This window comes from Telluria sp. RT2P19 (assembly GCF_059685725.1).
On record NZ_JCASIL010000012.1, the window covers coordinates 143,128 to 159,065 of the forward strand.

Annotated in this window: 16 protein-coding genes; 4 read left to right on the plus strand and 12 right to left on the minus strand. The window is 66.3% G+C overall.

The genetic code is table 11. The features are described from left to right. The 4 genes from fliI to fliF are packed head-to-tail and all read right to left on the minus strand — an operon-like array spanning position 1 to position 4,883. Positions 1-1,437: a flagellar protein export ATPase FliI gene (fliI, locus tag AC56KW_RS16145; protein WP_497171693.1), complete on the minus strand. Its 1,437-nt coding sequence runs from the start codon at positions 1,435-1,437 to the stop codon at positions 1-3. Continuing rightward, positions 1,437-2,180: a flagellar assembly protein FliH gene (locus AC56KW_RS16150; protein ID WP_497171694.1), complete on the minus strand. Its 744-nt coding sequence runs from the start codon at positions 2,178-2,180 to the stop codon at positions 1,437-1,439. Before AC56KW_RS16150 ends, fliI begins: the two co-directional genes overlap by 1 nt. After that, positions 2,180-3,184: a flagellar motor switch protein FliG gene (fliG, locus tag AC56KW_RS16155; protein ID WP_497171695.1), complete on the minus strand. Its 1,005-nt coding sequence runs from the start codon at positions 3,182-3,184 to the stop codon at positions 2,180-2,182. Before fliG ends, AC56KW_RS16150 begins: the two co-directional genes overlap by 1 nt. Then, the gene (fliF, locus tag AC56KW_RS16160; protein WP_497171696.1) at positions 3,177-4,883 is read right to left on the minus strand and encodes a flagellar basal-body MS-ring/collar protein FliF; all 1,707 of its coding nucleotides are present in this window, start codon (positions 4,881-4,883) and stop codon (positions 3,177-3,179) included. Before fliF ends, fliG begins: the two co-directional genes overlap by 8 nt. Positions 4,884-5,071: 188 nt before the next feature. Here fliF and fliE point away from each other — a divergent pair, with 188 nt between their 5' ends. Both fliE and AC56KW_RS16170 read left to right on the plus strand, forming a co-directional pair. Then, a complete protein-coding gene (gene fliE / locus AC56KW_RS16165) occupies positions 5,072-5,449 on the plus strand; it encodes a flagellar hook-basal body complex protein FliE (RefSeq protein WP_497171697.1) in 378 nt (125 codons plus the stop codon). A 120-nt stretch (positions 5,450-5,569) separates the two neighbouring features. After that, on the plus strand, positions 5,570-6,766 hold the full coding sequence (locus AC56KW_RS16170; RefSeq protein WP_497171698.1) for a GAF domain-containing sensor histidine kinase: 1,197 nt from the start codon (positions 5,570-5,572) through the stop codon (positions 6,764-6,766). Between the two features lie 26 nt (positions 6,767-6,792). Here AC56KW_RS16170 and AC56KW_RS16175 read toward each other — a convergent pair whose 3' ends face one another. Both AC56KW_RS16175 and sugE read right to left on the minus strand, forming a co-directional pair. After that, positions 6,793-8,880: a sensor histidine kinase gene (locus AC56KW_RS16175; RefSeq protein ID WP_497171699.1), complete on the minus strand. Its 2,088-nt coding sequence runs from the start codon at positions 8,878-8,880 to the stop codon at positions 6,793-6,795. A gap of 80 nt (positions 8,881-8,960) precedes the next feature. Continuing rightward, on the minus strand, positions 8,961-9,281 hold the full coding sequence (sugE, locus tag AC56KW_RS16180; RefSeq protein WP_497171700.1) for a quaternary ammonium compound efflux SMR transporter SugE: 321 nt from the start codon (positions 9,279-9,281) through the stop codon (positions 8,961-8,963). Positions 9,282-9,386: 105 nt separating this feature from the next. On the opposite strand from sugE, the gene AC56KW_RS16185 reads away from it, so the two are divergent. Then, on the plus strand, positions 9,387-10,289 hold the full coding sequence (locus AC56KW_RS16185) for a LysR family transcriptional regulator (RefSeq protein WP_497171701.1): 903 nt from the start codon (positions 9,387-9,389) through the stop codon (positions 10,287-10,289). A 264-nt stretch (positions 10,290-10,553) separates the two neighbouring features. Here the strand turns inward: AC56KW_RS16185 and AC56KW_RS16190 are convergent, their stop codons facing one another. Beyond that, entirely contained in the window at positions 10,554-11,003 is a 450-nt protein-coding gene (locus AC56KW_RS16190) for an RrF2 family transcriptional regulator (RefSeq protein ID WP_497171702.1), read from the minus strand. A gap of 148 nt (positions 11,004-11,151) precedes the next feature. On the opposite strand from AC56KW_RS16190, the gene AC56KW_RS16195 reads away from it, so the two are divergent. Beyond that, entirely contained in the window at positions 11,152-11,781 is a 630-nt protein-coding gene (locus AC56KW_RS16195; protein ID WP_497171703.1) for a LuxR C-terminal-related transcriptional regulator, read from the plus strand. A 24-nt stretch (positions 11,782-11,805) separates the two neighbouring features. Here the strand turns inward: AC56KW_RS16195 and AC56KW_RS16200 are convergent, their stop codons facing one another. Genes AC56KW_RS16200 through AC56KW_RS16220 form a run of 5 tightly spaced genes read right to left on the minus strand, consistent with a single transcriptional unit; the run spans position 11,806 to position 15,888 of the window. Continuing rightward, positions 11,806-12,393, minus strand: a complete 588-nt coding sequence (locus AC56KW_RS16200; protein WP_497171704.1) for a hypothetical protein — start codon at positions 12,391-12,393, stop codon at positions 11,806-11,808. Then, a complete protein-coding gene (locus AC56KW_RS16205) occupies positions 12,394-13,038 on the minus strand; it encodes an SCO family protein (protein WP_497171705.1) in 645 nt (214 codons plus the stop codon). Next, complete coding sequence (locus AC56KW_RS16210) at positions 13,016-13,621, minus strand: c-type cytochrome (protein ID WP_497171706.1); 606 nt, start codon at positions 13,619-13,621, stop codon at positions 13,016-13,018. Before AC56KW_RS16210 ends, AC56KW_RS16205 begins: the two co-directional genes overlap by 23 nt. After that, a complete protein-coding gene (locus tag AC56KW_RS16215) occupies positions 13,618-14,220 on the minus strand; it encodes a cbb3-type cytochrome c oxidase subunit II (protein WP_497171707.1) in 603 nt (200 codons plus the stop codon). Before AC56KW_RS16215 ends, AC56KW_RS16210 begins: the two co-directional genes overlap by 4 nt. A gap of 9 nt (positions 14,221-14,229) precedes the next feature. Next, complete coding sequence (locus AC56KW_RS16220) at positions 14,230-15,888, minus strand: cbb3-type cytochrome c oxidase subunit I (protein ID WP_497171708.1); 1,659 nt, start codon at positions 15,886-15,888, stop codon at positions 14,230-14,232. Positions 15,889-15,938 lie beyond the last annotated feature (50 nt).

The following is a 15,938-nucleotide window of genomic DNA, read 5'->3' on the forward strand; positions in this document are numbered from 1 at the left end:
TCAGTTGAATAGCGAGGAAAGTTGCCCCAAGCTCTGGGGAAGCGTGGCGTTGTCGTGGATTTCCTGGCACAGGAATTCCTCGATGACCGCATTTTTCGCGATCGCCTGGTCGAGTACCGGATCGCTGCCGGCGGCATAGGCGCCGACATTGATCAGGTCGCGCGAGCGCTGATAGCGCGAATACAACTGCTTCAGCTTGCGCGCCGCCAGCTGGTGTTCGTGGGTCGTGATCGAGTGCATCGCCCGCGAAATGGACTGCTCGATGTCGATGGCCGGATAATGGCCGGCCTCGGCCAGATGGCGGTTGAGCACGATGTGGCCGTCGAGGATGCCGCGCGCCGCATCCGCGATCGGATCCTGCTGGTCGTCGCCCTCGGACAGCACGGTATAGAAGGCCGTGATCGAGCCGCCGCCTTCCAGGCCGTTGCCGGCGCGCTCGACCAGCACCGGCAATTTGGCAAACACCGAGGGAGGGTAGCCCTTGGTTGCCGGCGGCTCGCCGATCGCCAGCGCGATCTCGCGCTGCGCCATCGCATAGCGGGTCAGCGAATCCATGATCAGCATCACGTTCTTGCCCTGGTCGCGGAAATGCTCGGCGATCGCCGTGGCATAGGCCGCCCCTTGCAGGCGCAACAGCGGCGGCGAATCGGCCGGGGCCGCCACGACGGCCGAGCGGGCGCGGCCTTCGGGTCCCAGGATCTGGTCGATGAATTCCTTGACCTCGCGGCCACGTTCGCCGATCAGCCCGACGACGATGACGTCGGCTTCGGTATAGCGCGCGATCATCCCCAGCAGCACCGATTTGCCGACGCCGGTGCCTGCGAACAGGCCCAGGCGCTGGCCACGGCCCACGGTCAGCATCGCATTGATGGCGCGCACGCCGACGTCGAGGGTGTCCTTGATCGGCGCGCGGTCGAGTGGATTGACCGGCCGCGCATTGAGCGGGCCGACCTCGGTCGTGCCGAGCGGGCCGAGGCCGTCGAGCGGCCGGCCGGCGCCATCGACCACGCGGCCCAGCAACTGCATGCCGACCGGCAGGTGGCGCGCGCGGTCTTGCGGACGGCGGCGCTGGTGCTGGACGGTGCCGGGCGGCGGCAGCACGCTCTCGACCGGAAACACGCGTGAACCGGGCACGACACCCTCGGTATCGCTTTGCGGCATCAGGAACAGGCGCTCGCCCTCGAAACCGACCACCTCGGCCTCGATGAAACCGCTGGCGGTCGGGATCGTGGCGGCTGCGCCGACGGCCAGGCGCAGGCCGACGCATTCCATCACCAGCCCGGCCACGCGCGTGACGCGGCCCGACACTTGCAGCGGATCGGCGAAGCTGACCAGCGTATCGCAATCGCGCAGATAGGCTTTCCAGCGCGCGGTGTGCGGGTCGCCGTCGCTGTCGGCGCCGTGCGTGCCTTCCGGTTGGCGCTGGTGCTCGTCCATCAGTCGCCCAGCCAGTCGACGTTGGCGCCGAGCGCATGGGTCAGGCGGTTCCAGCGGGCCGCGGCCTGGGCGTCGATCTGGTTAGTCGCGGTCTCGACCTTGCAGCCGCCGCGCGCGACGGACGCGTTCTCGACGATGCGCCAGCCGCCCTTGGACAGCTCTTCGGCCATGCCATGGCGCACCAGTTCAGCGTCTTGCGGATGCAGGGTCAGCACGGCCGGCTGCTGCAGCACGGGCAGCTGGTCGATGGCGTCGCGCACCACCGATAAAATCAGTTCGGGGCGCACGTCGAAGCCGGTGCGCACCATGCCGCGCGCCAGGCGCAGGGCCAGGTCGAGTACATCGCGGGCGATGGTTTCGTCGGCCCGGGCGATGGCGTCGCCGAAGCTGGCGGCGATGTGGCGCAGATGCTCGAGCTCGGCGGTGGCTTCGCGCTGGCCGGCTTCGGCGCCTTCGGCGTAGCCCTGGGCCCGGCCTTCGTCATGACCCTGGGCACGGCCTTCTTCCAGCCCTTGCGCGAAACCTTCCTGGCGCGCCGCTTCGCGCATCGCCTCCAGTTCTTCGACGCTGGGGAGGTTGTATTCGGGCGGCAGGGCGGGATGGGCGCCGGCCGAGCCAGGCCGGGCGGACGGCGGTGCGGCCGCTTCGGCCGCGCGGCGCGCGAGCGTGCTGGGGCGCTCGTCGCCGAACGACGCCATTTCCCAGCGCAGGTAGGCGCTCTGCTGTTCTTTCGGTATCACCATCAGACGAACGAATCCTCACCTTTACCGCCAAGCACGATCTGTCCCTCGTCCGCCAGGCGGCGCACGATCTGGAGGATCTGCTTCTGCTGCGATTCTACTTCGGACAGGCGCACCGGACCTTTCGACTCCAGGTCTTCGCGCATCATCTCGCTGGCACGCTGCGACATGTTCTTGAAAATCTTTTCGCGCAAATCTTGCGAGGCCCCCTTCAGAGCGATGATCAGCATCTCGGACTGCACTTCGCGCAGCAGCAACTGGATGCCGCGATCGTCGATGTCGATGATGTTGTCGAACACAAACATCTCGTCCATGATCTTCTGCGCCATGTCGTTGTCGTAGTTCTTGATACTGTCCATCACGGCCTGCTCTTGCTCGCCGCTCATGAAGTTCAGGATCTCGGCCGCGGTGCGCACGCCGCCCAGCGACGATTTCTTGATGTTCTCGTTACCCGACAAGAGCTTGGTCAGCACGTCGTTCAGCTCGCGCAGTGCCGCCGGCTGTACGCCGTCCAGGGTGGCGATACGCAGCACGACATCGTTGCGCAGCCGTTCCGAAAAGTTTGCCAGAATTTCGCAAGCCTGGTCGCGCTCGAGGTGGACCAGGATGGTGGCGATGATCTGGGGGTGCTCGTTGCGGATCAGCTCAGCTACCGAGCCCGAGTCCATCCACTTCAGGCTTTCGATGCCCGAGGCATCCTTGCCGCCCAGGATACGGTTGAGCAGCACGGTCGCCTTGTCGTCGCCCAGGGCCTTGGTCAGCACCTGGCGAATGTATTCGTCCGAATCGAGGCCGACGGTCGAGTGCAGATTGGTCTCTTCGACGAAATCCTCGAGTACGGCGACCACCTGGCCATGCTGGACCGCCTTCATTTGCGCCATCGCCGCGCCCAGCTTGAGCACTTCGCGCGGGCCGAGGAATTTCATCACCTCGGCCGCTTCGGCTTCACCCAGGGCCAGCATCAGGATCGCCGCCTTGTTCGTGCCGTCCTTGTCTTTATCACTCATTTGAACCCAACCATGCCTTGATGACGTTTGCGACGATGCGCGGATCCTGGGCTGCCAGCTCTTTTGCCAGTTTCAGGTTGGCGCGGTAACCCATATCGCGGCGCATCTTTTCTTCTTCCTCGAGCTCTTCTTCGTCGGGCTCGGCGTCCTGTTGCGCTTCTTCGTCTTCGGCTGCCGCGTTCTTGTCTTTCTTGTCCTCTTCCGGGACGGCGGTCGCCTCGTCGAACTTCTTGATCGCCGGACGCAGCAGTGGGCGCAGGAAACGGAAGTACAGGAAGGCGATCACCGCGGCGACAAAGGCGTAGCGCGCCAGGTCCTTGAACAGCGACAGCATCTCCGGGTCACGCCACCAGTCGGGTTCCGACACCGGGTCGACCGGCTTGTCGACGCCGTCGAACGGTGCGTTGGTCACATTCATGGTGTCGCCACGCTCGGGATTGTAGCCCATGGCCTGCTTGACCAGCTCGTTGATCTGGGCCACTTCGGCCGCTGCCAGCGGACGCACGGTGACCTTGCCGGTGGCCGGGTCGACGATGCGGCGGTAGTTCACCACCACGCCGACCGTCAGGCGCTTGATGCCGCCCATCGGACGCTGTTCGTAGGTGATGGTCTTGTCGACTTCGAAATTGGTGGTCGAGTTCCTGGTGCTCGGGCCAGTCGCGGCAGGCGCTTCGGCCGGCGGCGCGCCGTCGATCGGCGCGGTGTTCACGCCCGGCGGCTGGTTCGACAGCGCGCCCGGGATGCCCGATGCGCCGGCGCCGGCGCCCTGGGTTTCCGAGGTCTGCTGGCTGCGGATCGCCTGCGGCTCGGGCGGCGAGTTGGGCTTGTACGACTCGGCGGCGGTATCGACCTGGGCAAAGTCCACTTCGGCGGTCGCCTGGGCGCGCACATTGCCTTCGCCGACCAGCGGCTTGATCATCGCCTCGACCTGCTTGATGATGTTGTCCTGCACCTGGTCCACGTACTTGAGCTGGGTGGCGTCGAGCATCTTGTTGCCCGCGCCCTTGCCGGCCTGTTCCGACAGCAGGGCGCCGGTCTGGTCGACGACGGTCACGTTGCCGAAGGTCAGCTCAGGCACGCTGGACGCGACCAGGTGGACGATCGCGTTGACCTGGCCCTGGTCGAGGGCGCGGCCCGGCTGCAGGTTCAGCAGCACCGAGGCGGTCGGCTTTTGCTGGTCGCGCACGAACACCGACGGCTTCGGCAGCGCCAGGTGGACGCGCGCGGCGCTCACCGAACCCAGCGACTGGATCGAACGCGCCAGCTCGCCTTCGAGCGAGCGCTGGTAGTTGACCTGTTCCAGGAACTGGGACACGCCCAGCTTCTGGTTTTCCATCAGTTCGAAGCCGACGTTGCCGCCCTTCGGCAAGCCCTGCGCGGCCAGCTTCAGGCGCAGGTCGTGGATCTGCTCGCCAGGCACGAGGATCGCGTTGCCGCCTTCGGAAAACTTGTACTGCACCCCCATCTGGTCGAGCGAGGCGGTGATCGCACCACCGTCGCGGTCGCTGTAATTGGAGAATAGCACGCGGTACTCGGGCGCCTGGCTCCACATCCAGACCGCGATCATCAGCGCCAGGATGAGCGCGATGCCGCCGCCGATGGCAACCCGCTTGCCCATGGTGGTCTGGAAAAACGACGGGGACGCAGCCGGTGGCTGGCCCGGATTGGTGTCGATCAAGTTTTCCGCAGTTGCTGCCATGGTGGGTGGTTTCAGGTGAAAGTGTGGGGACAGGCAGCATTATGGAGCTGTGAGGCAACATTCAAACCCTGAAATAGGGGGCGTTTACCGGTCTAACTCACAGGTGGAATTCGCGCTCGCGCTGTTATTCTGCTTTCCTGAATGCATTTGTAGATGATTCTACAAGGCAATAACGTGCAGGAGTGTATATGAGTATCGGCGGTATCGGCGGCATCGACAGCAGCCGCATCCAGGCCATGATGGAGCAGCTCAAGGCGGCGGCGAGCAAACCGGAGGTGAGCGCCCCCGTGGCTCCTGGTGGCCTGGGCGGCGCGGGTACGGTGGGCGGCAAGTCCGCGGTCAAGCTCGACTTCGCGGAAGCCCTGCATCAATCCTTGCAGGGCGTGAGCGACCGCTCGGCCGAGGCGCAGGCGCTCAGTCGGCGCTTCACGATGGGCGACGACACGGTCAGCCTGTCGGACACCATGGTCGCGATGCAGAAATCGAGCATCGCCTTCCAGGCCACGGTACAGGTGCGCAACAAGCTGGTGTCGGCTTATCACGACATCATGAATATGCAGGTGTGACGTGCGTGGCGGCGATCGGCCGTGATCGTCCGGTTGCCCCCGGGCCGGCTTGCGGTCGATCGTCACGACGCCATTGGCAGATGTTAAGATGGAGGGTCATTCATTACGGGACCGCGGGCCATGAATACTTGTGTAGCGACTTGCGTGCGCGAGATCGAGGCGATCGGCGCCGTGCCGAAGATTCTTGAAACGGTCGCGGCGTTCACCGGCCTCGGTTTCGTCGCCATTGCCCATGTCGCCGAGGATTCCTGGACCGCGTGCGCGGTGAACGACAGGCTGGACTTCGGCCTGAAACCGGGCGACAGCCTGGATGTCACGACGACTCTGTGCGAGGAAGTGCGCAGCAGCTGCCAGAGCATCGTCATCGATCACGTCGCGATGAGCGAGCAGTATTGCGGGCACCATACGCCGCGCCTCTACGGGTTCCAGAGTTATTTCTCGATCCCGATCCTGCGCCGCGACGGGACGTATTTCGGCACCCTGTGCGGGCTGGATCCACGGCCGGCCAGGCTGTCGGCGCCCGCCACCGTGGCAACGCTGGAATTGTTCGCCCAGTTCATTTCGGTGCAGCTCGAGACCGAGCGCGCCCACGCGGTGGCGCAAACCGACCTGTCGTCGGAGCGCGCGACGGCGGAGTTGCGCGAACAATTCATTGCCGTCCTGGGCCACGACCTGCGCACGCCGCTCGGCTCGGTCCAGAGCGGCGTGGAGCTGCTTGCCCGGCGCACCAGCGATTCATCGACGCAGGCGATCCTGCAGCGCATGCGCCGCAGCGTGGGCCGGATGGCGGCGCTGGTCGACGACGTCGTCGATTTCACGCGCGGACGCATGGGCGGGGGCATTGCGCTGACCTTGCGGCAGGTCCACGCGCTCGATGTCCAGTTCGCCCAGGTCATCGCCGAGCTGCGCGAGATCCACCCCGACGCCAGCATCGTCACGGTCATCCAGCCCGACATCGCCTTGCGCTGCGATCCCGTCCGGCTCTGCCAGCTATTGTCCAACCTGGTCAAGAACGCCATCGTGCATGGGGCGCCGGCGGCGCCGGTGCATGTCCTGATCGGCTGCACCGACAGCCATTTTCGCCTGTCCGTGACCAATGACGGCGCCGCCTTGTCGCCGCAACTGGTCCAGCAGCTGTTCAAGCCGTACTGGCGTTCCCCTGGCAGTACGCCGCATGAGGGGCTGGGCCTGGGTTTGTACATCGTGTCCGAGATTGCGCGTTCACATGGCGGCAGCGTCGACGTGAATTCGGCCGACGGCAAGGTCTGCTTTACCTTTTCGATGGCGCGTCCGGTGGGCGACGCCGGGCGCGCCTGAGCAGGGACATGGCTGCCCCTCGCGGCTCACGGCGCCAGGGGCAGCGAGACGGTGAACCTGCTGCCGCAACCCGGTCCCCTGCTGCAGGCCGAGATCTCGCCGCCGTGCAGGCCCACGATGCTCTTGACAAGCGCCAATCCGATGCCGAGTCCCCCCTGCGCCCGGTCGGGTGTGCGCTGCGCCTGCGTGAACATGTCGAAGATATGGGGCAGCAGGGTGTCCTCGATGCCGATGCCATTGTCCTCGACGTCGACCAACGCATGCGCGCCGTCGTGGCGGACGGTCAGCGCGATGGCGCCGCCTTCCGGCGTGTATTTCGCCGCATTGTTGAGCAGGTTGACGACGATCTGGACGAGACGGTGGCGGTCGCCGATCACGGTGGGATGCCGTTCGGCGTGCCGCACCGTCAGCGCATGCCGCTTCGACTCCACGAGGGGCCGCGATTGCTCGACGGCGTCATCGATGACGCTGTCCAGGTCGATCGCGCTTTTGTTGAGTTGCACGAGCCCCCGGGTCACGCGGGAGACATCGAGCAGGTCGTCGACCAGCGCACTCATGTGCCTTGCCTGGCGCCGGATCACCTCGCTGGCGCGAACGACCCGCGCGTCGCCATCGGAGACGACGCGCAGGATTTCCGCGGCGGTCGAGATCGGGGCGAGCGGGTTCCTCAGTTCATGGCCCAGCATGGCGAGGAACTCGTCCTTGCGCCTGTCGGTTTCCAGTAATTTCATCTGGGCCGCCCGCAGCTCGGTGATGTCCATGTTCGCAGCGACCGCACCGACGACACGTCCGTTGCTGTCGCGCACCGGCGCACTGGAAACGACGATCGTGCCGCGCCTGCCGTCCAGGCGCTCGATGTCGATGACGGCGTCGCGTATCGTGGCGCCTTCCGTCAGCGACACGAGGCAGGGCCACTGCCCGGCGGCGATCGGCGCGCCGCTGTCGGCCCAGTAGCCCTTGTAGCGGGCATAGTCGAGGCCGTCGCCCAGTCGCGCGGAACCGCCCCAGGCGCGCTTCCACTCGGCATTCTCGATCAGCAGGTCGCCGCTGTCGTTCATCATGATGAGACCGGCCGGAATCGTGTCGACGACCGCCTGCAGGCGCAGGCGCTCGGACTGCAGCCGGTGCTCGGCATTGACGCGCTCGATGGCGTCCCAGGTGCGGCGGGCGACATCCTCGGCAATCGTGATATCGTCCGCCATCCAGGTGCGCGGCTGGGCGCAATGCAGGTACAGGATCGCGTTGAGCGCGCCGTTTTTCAGCAGGGGAACCACGAGCAGGCTCGTGCTGCCGATACTCGCATAGCCGTCGGCGTACGGCGCCGCGCGTGGATCGGCGCCGATGTCGTCCAGCGCGAGCGTGCGTCCGGCCCGCAGTTCGGCAATGATGTTCGGCCCGAAACTGTCGAGGGCGCGGCTTTCTCCGCCGAGGCTGGCCATGCGGCCATCGGTCCAGTCGCTGTCGACGGCGACGGTCTGCAACTGGTCGTCGACCATGCCGTAGCCGGCGCGGCCGGCGCCGACATGCTCGCCAAGCATCGCCGCCGCGCATGCGGCGATCTGCGCCGGGTGACCGATCACGCGCAGGGCGTCGGCAAGACGCAGCTGGAATGCCTGCCTGCGTTCGGCCCGGACCCTGGCGCTGGTTTCCACGGCCGCGGTGAACATGCCGTCGATATGGCCGTCGATGTTGCGGATGGGACTGTACGAGAAGGTGAAGTGGCAAGTCTCGGGATAGCCGTTGCGCTCCAGGACCAGGGGCATGTCCTCGCCCTTGACCGCGATGCCGCGCTCGACGACCTGCTCGACCATCTTGCCGATGATCGGCCAGATGTCGGGCCAGGTGTCGATCGCGCGCCCGCCGAACGCCCGTGGATGCTTGGTGGCGCCAAGGATCGGCCGGTAACCGTCATTGTAGAACTGGATCAGGTCGGGGCCCCACCAGACGGCGATCGGGAACGCCGATTCGAAACAGATATTGAGCTGCAGGCGCAAGGCTTCCGGCCAGGTCGACGGCGGTCCGAGCGATGTCGAGGACCAATCCGTGCTGCGGAGCAGGGCAACCGTCTCGCTATCCTGGGGCAAATGGTCGAATTCGGGTGCTGGTACTGACATTGTCTAAATGAAAATTAGCGGAAGTCGTCAGTATGCCTGTATTTCGCCAGTGGCCCGGGCACCGGCGCGAACGGTGCGCGTCAGGCCGGCGAAGCGAGCTTCAAGCCGACGATGCCCGCCGCGATCAGGCCGATGCAGGCAAGCCGCGCCGGGTTGGCCGACTCCCCGAACAGGACGATCCCGACCAGGGCGGTGCCGACGGCGCCGATGCCGGTCCAGATCGCATACGCTGTTCCGAGCGGTAATTGCTTCATGGCCTGGGACAACAGGCCGAAGCTGACCGCCATCGCCACCACGGTACCGACCGTGGGCCACGGGCGGGTAAATCCTTCCGTGTACTTCAGCCCGACCGCCCAGCATACCTCGAACAGCCCCGCGAGAAACAAGACCAACCACACCATGATGCTTTCCTCCAGTTAAAGCGGCGATTGCGCCGCGATAGATGGGAATATCTTATGTGAGAAAGAGTGATGGAAAAAGTCAGCAGCTATCAATATGATTGACGGATGACACTCGATCTCGATCACCTGCGCATCCTGCTTGCCGCCGTCGATCACGGTTCTTTCTCGGCCGCCGCGCGTTCGCTCGGGCGCGTGCCGTCGGCCGTCAGCATGGCCATCGGCAACCTGGAGGCCGAGCTCGGCCTGGAACTGTTCGACCGCAGTGGCCGTGAGCCGCGTCCGACGGCGCACGCCATGGCCTTGCTGCCGCAGGCGCGCCTGCTGGTCGAGCAACTGCGCCTGTTGAACCAGCACGCGCTGTCGCTGAGCCAGGAGCTGGAACCCTCGCTCACGCTGGTGCTGGTACCTGAGCTGATGGCGGCCGCGCCGTGGCACGATGCGCTGCGCGTCCTTTCCGACGAGTTTCCCTTGCTCGAAGTGAATGTCCTCAGCGCCGCACAGGCCGACGCGCTGGCGATGTTGCAGGATGGCCGCGCCGACCTGGCACTGGTGTTCGAGCGCTACGGCATGGACCCGCGCGAAGGCTTCCAGGAGGTCGCCCACGAGACCCTGGTAGCGGTGCTGGCGCCCGACCATCCGCTGCTGGCGCGCATGCCGGCCGGTACGATTCGCGACCAGCACCTGCTGGGCGAGCGCCAGATCGTGATGGCCGGCCGCCATGCCGACCAGGTCGACAAGCGCATCGCCATGTCGCGCCTGCAGTGGAAAACCGACAATCCGGTCGCGGCGCTCAGCCTGGTGACGGCGGGCCTCGGCTGGGCCTGGCTGCCTGCCGGCTTCGTGCGTGCGCCGCTGGCTGAGGGCCATCTGGTGCACATCCCGTCCGCGAATTTCACCAACGTCATGCGGCTGTTCGTCGATGTAGTCTGGGCCAATGCCCGTCCACAGGGGCTGGCGGCGCGGCGCTTCGTCGCCTTGCTGAACGAGCGCCGCATCCACGGGAACTGATTTCACGACAGGCGCAACACGTGCCGGCCGCGGCGCCGATAATAACAAGCATGTTAATTGCACGTTTAAGGAAACCGCACTACACTTGGTTAACTGCTGAGCATAATCCTTGGTAGGCGAAGGAGCGATCAGGCAAGAGGCAAACCGGGTGCTGTACCAGCGCATCCGCCGCGAAGAGCGGGGATGTATCCGCCGATTGCATCCGGGACGCCGGCGGCGGCGTAGATAAACCGTTCAGTAGGTCGCCGGACGTGACTTGATGACTCAGGCAGCCTTGCGGCGATGCACGGTCACGGGCATGTCGCGCGGACGCGGTTCGGGCAGCAGGGACGCGAGGGTGTGGCGGTCGAGCTCGGCCAGGTAGGCGGCGGTGGCATTGCCCAGCACACCCTTGAGGCCGCAAGCCTTGACCAGGCCGCAAGGGTTGCCGTTGGGATCGAAGCACTCGGCCATGTAGAAGTCGCTCTCGCTCATGCGCACGATGGCGCCGACGTTGATGTCCTTCGGTTCATGTGCCAAACGGAAACCACCGTTGCGGCCACGAATGGTTTCGATTGTGCCGTTGCGCGCGAGCTCGTTTACCACCTTCATCAGGTGGTTTTTAGAAATGTTGTGCAGGTCTGCGATCTCCTGGATGGTCACCAGGCGACCGGGGTTGCTACCCAGATGCAGCAGCGTGCGCAACGTGTAATCGGTGAAGGAGGTCAGGCGCATGATCGGCCAAGTATAACGCATTCAACGTAACCCCGACCGGTGCCCGCCGGGCGCAATTTTTACATGTATTAACTTGCCGGACTTACCTTGCCGTTCCAATATGAACGAACGGGTAGCGAGCCCGACGTTGCTAAATCAGGAGTACACCATGCCTACCATTCCATCCGCCGTTCACATCATCCACACCGATCCGGTGATGACCGCCGGCCTGCACGCCATCCTCGCCGACCGCCCCGAACTGCGCGTCAGCACCCACCTGAGCCAGCCCGAGGCGCGGCAAGTGGCGCGCGTCCTGGTCGCCGATTACGACACCGGCCTCGCGCTGGCGCGCCAGCCCGAGCATGCCGGCGGCTTGCGCCGGCCCAGCGTCCTGATCGTCACCCAGCTCGACAAGGAGTGGGAGGTGCGCATCGCGATGGACTCCGGCGTGCACGGCTACGTGCTGCAGTCGTGCAGCCAGGACGAGCTGCTCAAGGCCGTCGCCTCGCTCGCCCAGGGCCAGCGTTACCTGAGCGAATCGGTGACCCGTAGCGTGGCCGACAGCCTGAGCCGCGAGAACCTCACGGGCCGCGAAACCGACGTGCTGCAACTGCTGGCCGAAGGCTGCTGCAACAAGTCGATCGCCCGCAAGCTGGGCATCGGCGTCGGCACCGTCAAGACCCATGTGAAGGGCGTGATGAGCAAGCTCGACGCCACCGCGCGTACCCATGCGGTCGTGGTTGCCACTCAGCGCGGCCTGATCCGTCCAGGCAGCGGCGTGCGCAGCGCCTATAACTGAGCGCATGGCGCTGCCGACCGACGGTCAGCGGCCGCGCAGCGGTCCGTCTGGCGGGTCGGCGAAATGTCTGGCATTGACGATGCACCAGGCCACGCCCAGCAGCAGCGCCAGGCCCACCAGCGAGCTGCCGGTGATATCCTGGTCGTCCAGCAGGTAGGCGTTGCACAGGCGCTGTGGCAGTTCGCGGTACAGCATGCCGGCGATCGCCATCATGGCGCAGATGTTGGCGACAAAAAACAGCTGGACCACGACGTGGGCGCGCCGCATGGCGCCGGGGAGCAGGGCGCCGAGCAGCACCAGGCTGGCGAACTTCAGGAGATTCGCGAACGGCTCATCCAGCGCCTGCTCCAGCGCGCGCGGGATCATCCAGTAGGTCGTGGCGAACACCGCGGCGGTGAAGGTCGCCAGGCCTTGCGCATCCCACTGCGCGGCGCGCGGCGGCAAACGCAGCCACGGGCGCAGCAGGACGCCGCAGACGACCAGCAGCGGCAACTGCACTACCATATGGCGCCACATGGTCGCCTCCAGGGGCGTACGGGTCGCCACCAGCACGGCCAGCATCGCGGGACCGCTCCAGCGCGTCAAGCGCACGCGGTGTTTTTCAATCGTCACTCAGGTTCCTTCCGCGGCCCGCGCCAGCGCATCGGCCAGTGCCGCATCGGGTTCGGCGTAGTCGAGGATACGCACGAGGCGACCACTGCGGTCGACCACGTGATAGGCCGCGTTGTGCTCGAATTCGCCCAGCGGCGCCGGTACCACGATCACGCCGAAGGCGTCGAGCAGGCCTTGCCGTTCGGCGCCAGCCGGTATCCCGTACAGGCGCCATACATCCGGATCGGTCTTCATCATGCGCGCGTATTCGAAGAGTGCGCGCGCATCATCGCGCGGGTCGAAGCTGATCGTCACCAGGCGCACCTTGTCGGCCGCCCCGCGTGCCTGGATGTGCTCCTGCATCTGCTGCAGCTCGGTGCCGACCACGCGGCAGACCGACTGGCAGCGCGCATAGATGAAGGTGACCAGGGCGACGCGGCCGTCGCGCGCCAGTTCGTCGGCCAGCAGGGTGGTGTGGCCGTCGGCGCCGGCCAGGTGCGTCTTCGGCGCGGGGACGGGACGCTCGGCCACCGCGATACGGCGCGCGCTCTCGGTCGAGACCGCCCGGAAGCCGCTGCTGCCGTGGTACAGGGCGGCGCCGCCGGCCAGGGTCACGGCCAGCACGGCGCCGAATGTCGCCCTGCTACCTGAACGAGGCGAGCTCATCGTCGCCCTTCCATGGGGCCGTGCGCGCGCTGCTGGCGCTGCGTGCATCACGCATCAAGCTTGCGTCGACGGCGTCGGCGCGGTTGCCGAACTGGCTGCGGATATGGGTCAGCAGCGCGGCCATGCGGGCGTCGTCCAGCTTGTCCTTGAATGGCGGCATCATGCCGTTGTAGGCGGCGCCTTTCACCGTCAGGGTGCCGGAGACGCCGTGCAGCACGATCTGCGCCAGGCGCTTCGGATCGCCCGTCACCCATTCGGATCCGGCCAGCGGCGGGAACACGCCGGCCAGGCCCAGGCCAGTGGCCTGGTGGCAGGCCACGCACTGGGCGTTGTAGATCTGCGCGCCGTCGACCTTGGCGCCCGGCGCCGGCCCCTGCAGGGTGGACAGGGTGCGGTGGTCGCCGAAGGCGGCGTTGTCATTGCTCTGCGTGATATAGATGTAGCCGACGCCCCAGCTCACCAGGCCGATCACCACGGCCAGCAGCGGCTTCGGGAACGGGCGTTCGACCTCGGTCGGATCCGGATTCTCGCGCCGCCGCGCGCGTTCGTGGTCATGCTCGTGCTCATGCGGATGTTCGCTCATTTGCGCTCCCTCTGCGTGCCGATGGTCTCGACCGCCGGATAGGTGTGGTCCAGGCCCACCAGGTAGGCCACCAGGTCGAGCGCTTCCTGGCGCGCCACCACGACCTTGCCGGCCGGCGTGTAGCCGCGCGGCAGCGTCACCACGCGGTCGCCTTCCTCGAGCTTGTCCTTGACCTCGAACAGGTAGGGATAGGCCGGCATGATCGAGCCGGCGACGTAGGCCCGCGGCTGGTACATATGGCCCAGGTGCCAGTCGGCGCTGGGCTGGCGCGCGCCGATATTGAACAGGTCGGGCCCGGTACGCATGGTGCCCAGCAGGTGCGGCTTGTCGTAGTGGTAGTCGGCCGTCACCGAGGCGCGGCCCCAGCCGCGTTTGTCGTCCGGCGCCTGGAGCCGGTCGCGCGGCTGCTGCGAGTGGCAATAGATGCAGCCGTTGGCGATATACACCTGGCGCCCGCGCAGCTCGGCCGAGGAATAGGGCTTCAGTCCCGGCGGCGGCGCGCCGTCCTTGAGCTGCATGTGCGGCACCACCACCAGCGCCGATGTCGCCAGCGCCAGCGTCACCATCGCGCCGCCCAGCAGTTTGAGTTCGTCCTGCATACAGTTCCCTTAAGCGGCGTTGGGGACCGCGGTCCGTGCCGGGTGTTCGTTCAGCAGCGCCGCGCCTTCGCGCGCCACGCCGCGGCGGGTCGCCATCAGGGCGAAGTGGACCGCGAACACCAGGTGGCCGAGGGCCATGATGGACCCGCCTACCGAACGGCTCTTGAGCCAGGGGATGGTCACGTTCACCGAATCCATGAACGGGCGCGCCGCGTCCAGCATGGCCAGGCCCTGCAGCCAGCCGCCGATCGACAGGCCGACGAAATAGATGCCGAAGCCGGCCACCACCAGCCAGAAGTGCAGCGAGATCAGGTTCGGATACGGCCACTCCCAGTCCATCACGCGCGGCATCACGAAGTACATGGCGCCGAACATCACCAGCGTGAAGAAGCCATACAGGCCCAGGTGGGCATGGGCTACCGTAAAGTGGGTGAAGTGCGCGACCGTGTTCACGCTGCGCAGCGCCTCGATCGAGCCCTGGATGGAGCTGAGCGTGTACATCATCCCGCCCAGCACGATGAAGCGCAGCGTGGGCGAATGCCACAGGCGCTTGAAGTGGCCCTTCATGGTCAGGTGCTGGTTGATCGAGAACGCCAGCACCGGCACGATCATCATCACGCTCTGCACGATCGACAGCGTGATCAGCCAGCCGGGCACCGGGCCGCCGATCAAGTGATGGCCGCCCACCTGGCCGTAGAAGAAGGCCAGCGCCCAGAAGCCCACCAGCGACAGGTTGTACGACTGGATCGGGCGGCCGATGATCTTCGGTAGAAAATAGTACACGCAGGCCAGCGCCATCGGCGTGTAGAACAGGCCCAGCACGTTGTGGCCGAACCACCAGTTCATGGCCGCCTGCTGCACGCCGAAGTGCATCGCCGGCAGGTTGCCGACCAGGAACAGGGTCGGGAACCAGAACAGCGCCGCGCCCATGTACCAGACCGACACGTATAGGTGGCGCACCTTGCGCGCCTGCAGCGTGTACACCAGCGGCAAGCCAGCCAGCGCACCTCCGGCCACGAACAGGATGTCGACCTGCCACGGGATCTCGAGCCACTCCATGCCGTCGCTGATCCCCATCGCGATGCAACCCACCCCCGCGATCAGGCCCGCGTTCCACAGCATGCCGCCGGCAATCGCGTAGCGCGCGCCGACCAGCGGCGTCTTGAGCAGGCGTGGCAGCAACCACATCGCCAGCCCCAGCGCCGCCATCGGCGCCCAGCCATAGGCCACCGTGTTCAGGTGGATGGTGCGCAGGCGGCCGAAGGTGAGCCAGGCCTGGTGCACCAGCAGGTCGGGTTCGTGCAGCTTGATGGAGCTGAGCAGGCCGGCGGTGGTCGCCACCAGCAGCCAGGCGACGGCGCAGCCCAGGAACAGGAAGGTCACCAGGCCGCTCGAGCGGTCGGCCTCGACCCGCGCCTCCAGCTCGTTGTTCAGGCGCCGCGCCGCGCCGTCGCTCAGGGACGGGGCGGCGTCGCGCGCGGCCTGGGCGGCGGCCTGGCCAGGGGTGGCGGCGGGATCGTCGCTGCGCCCGATCTCGCCTTCGGAGAAGATGGTGCGGGCCGCGGCGGGACTGGCCTCGAACAGGCGCGTGCGCAGCGACCAGATGAAGATCGCCAATCCCGTCACCGAGAGGATGAACGAGGACAGCAGGATGGTCATGGTATTCATGGCGGGTCCGGCGAAAGAAGGGCGGCCCGGGCGCGGGTGCGCAGGCCGGG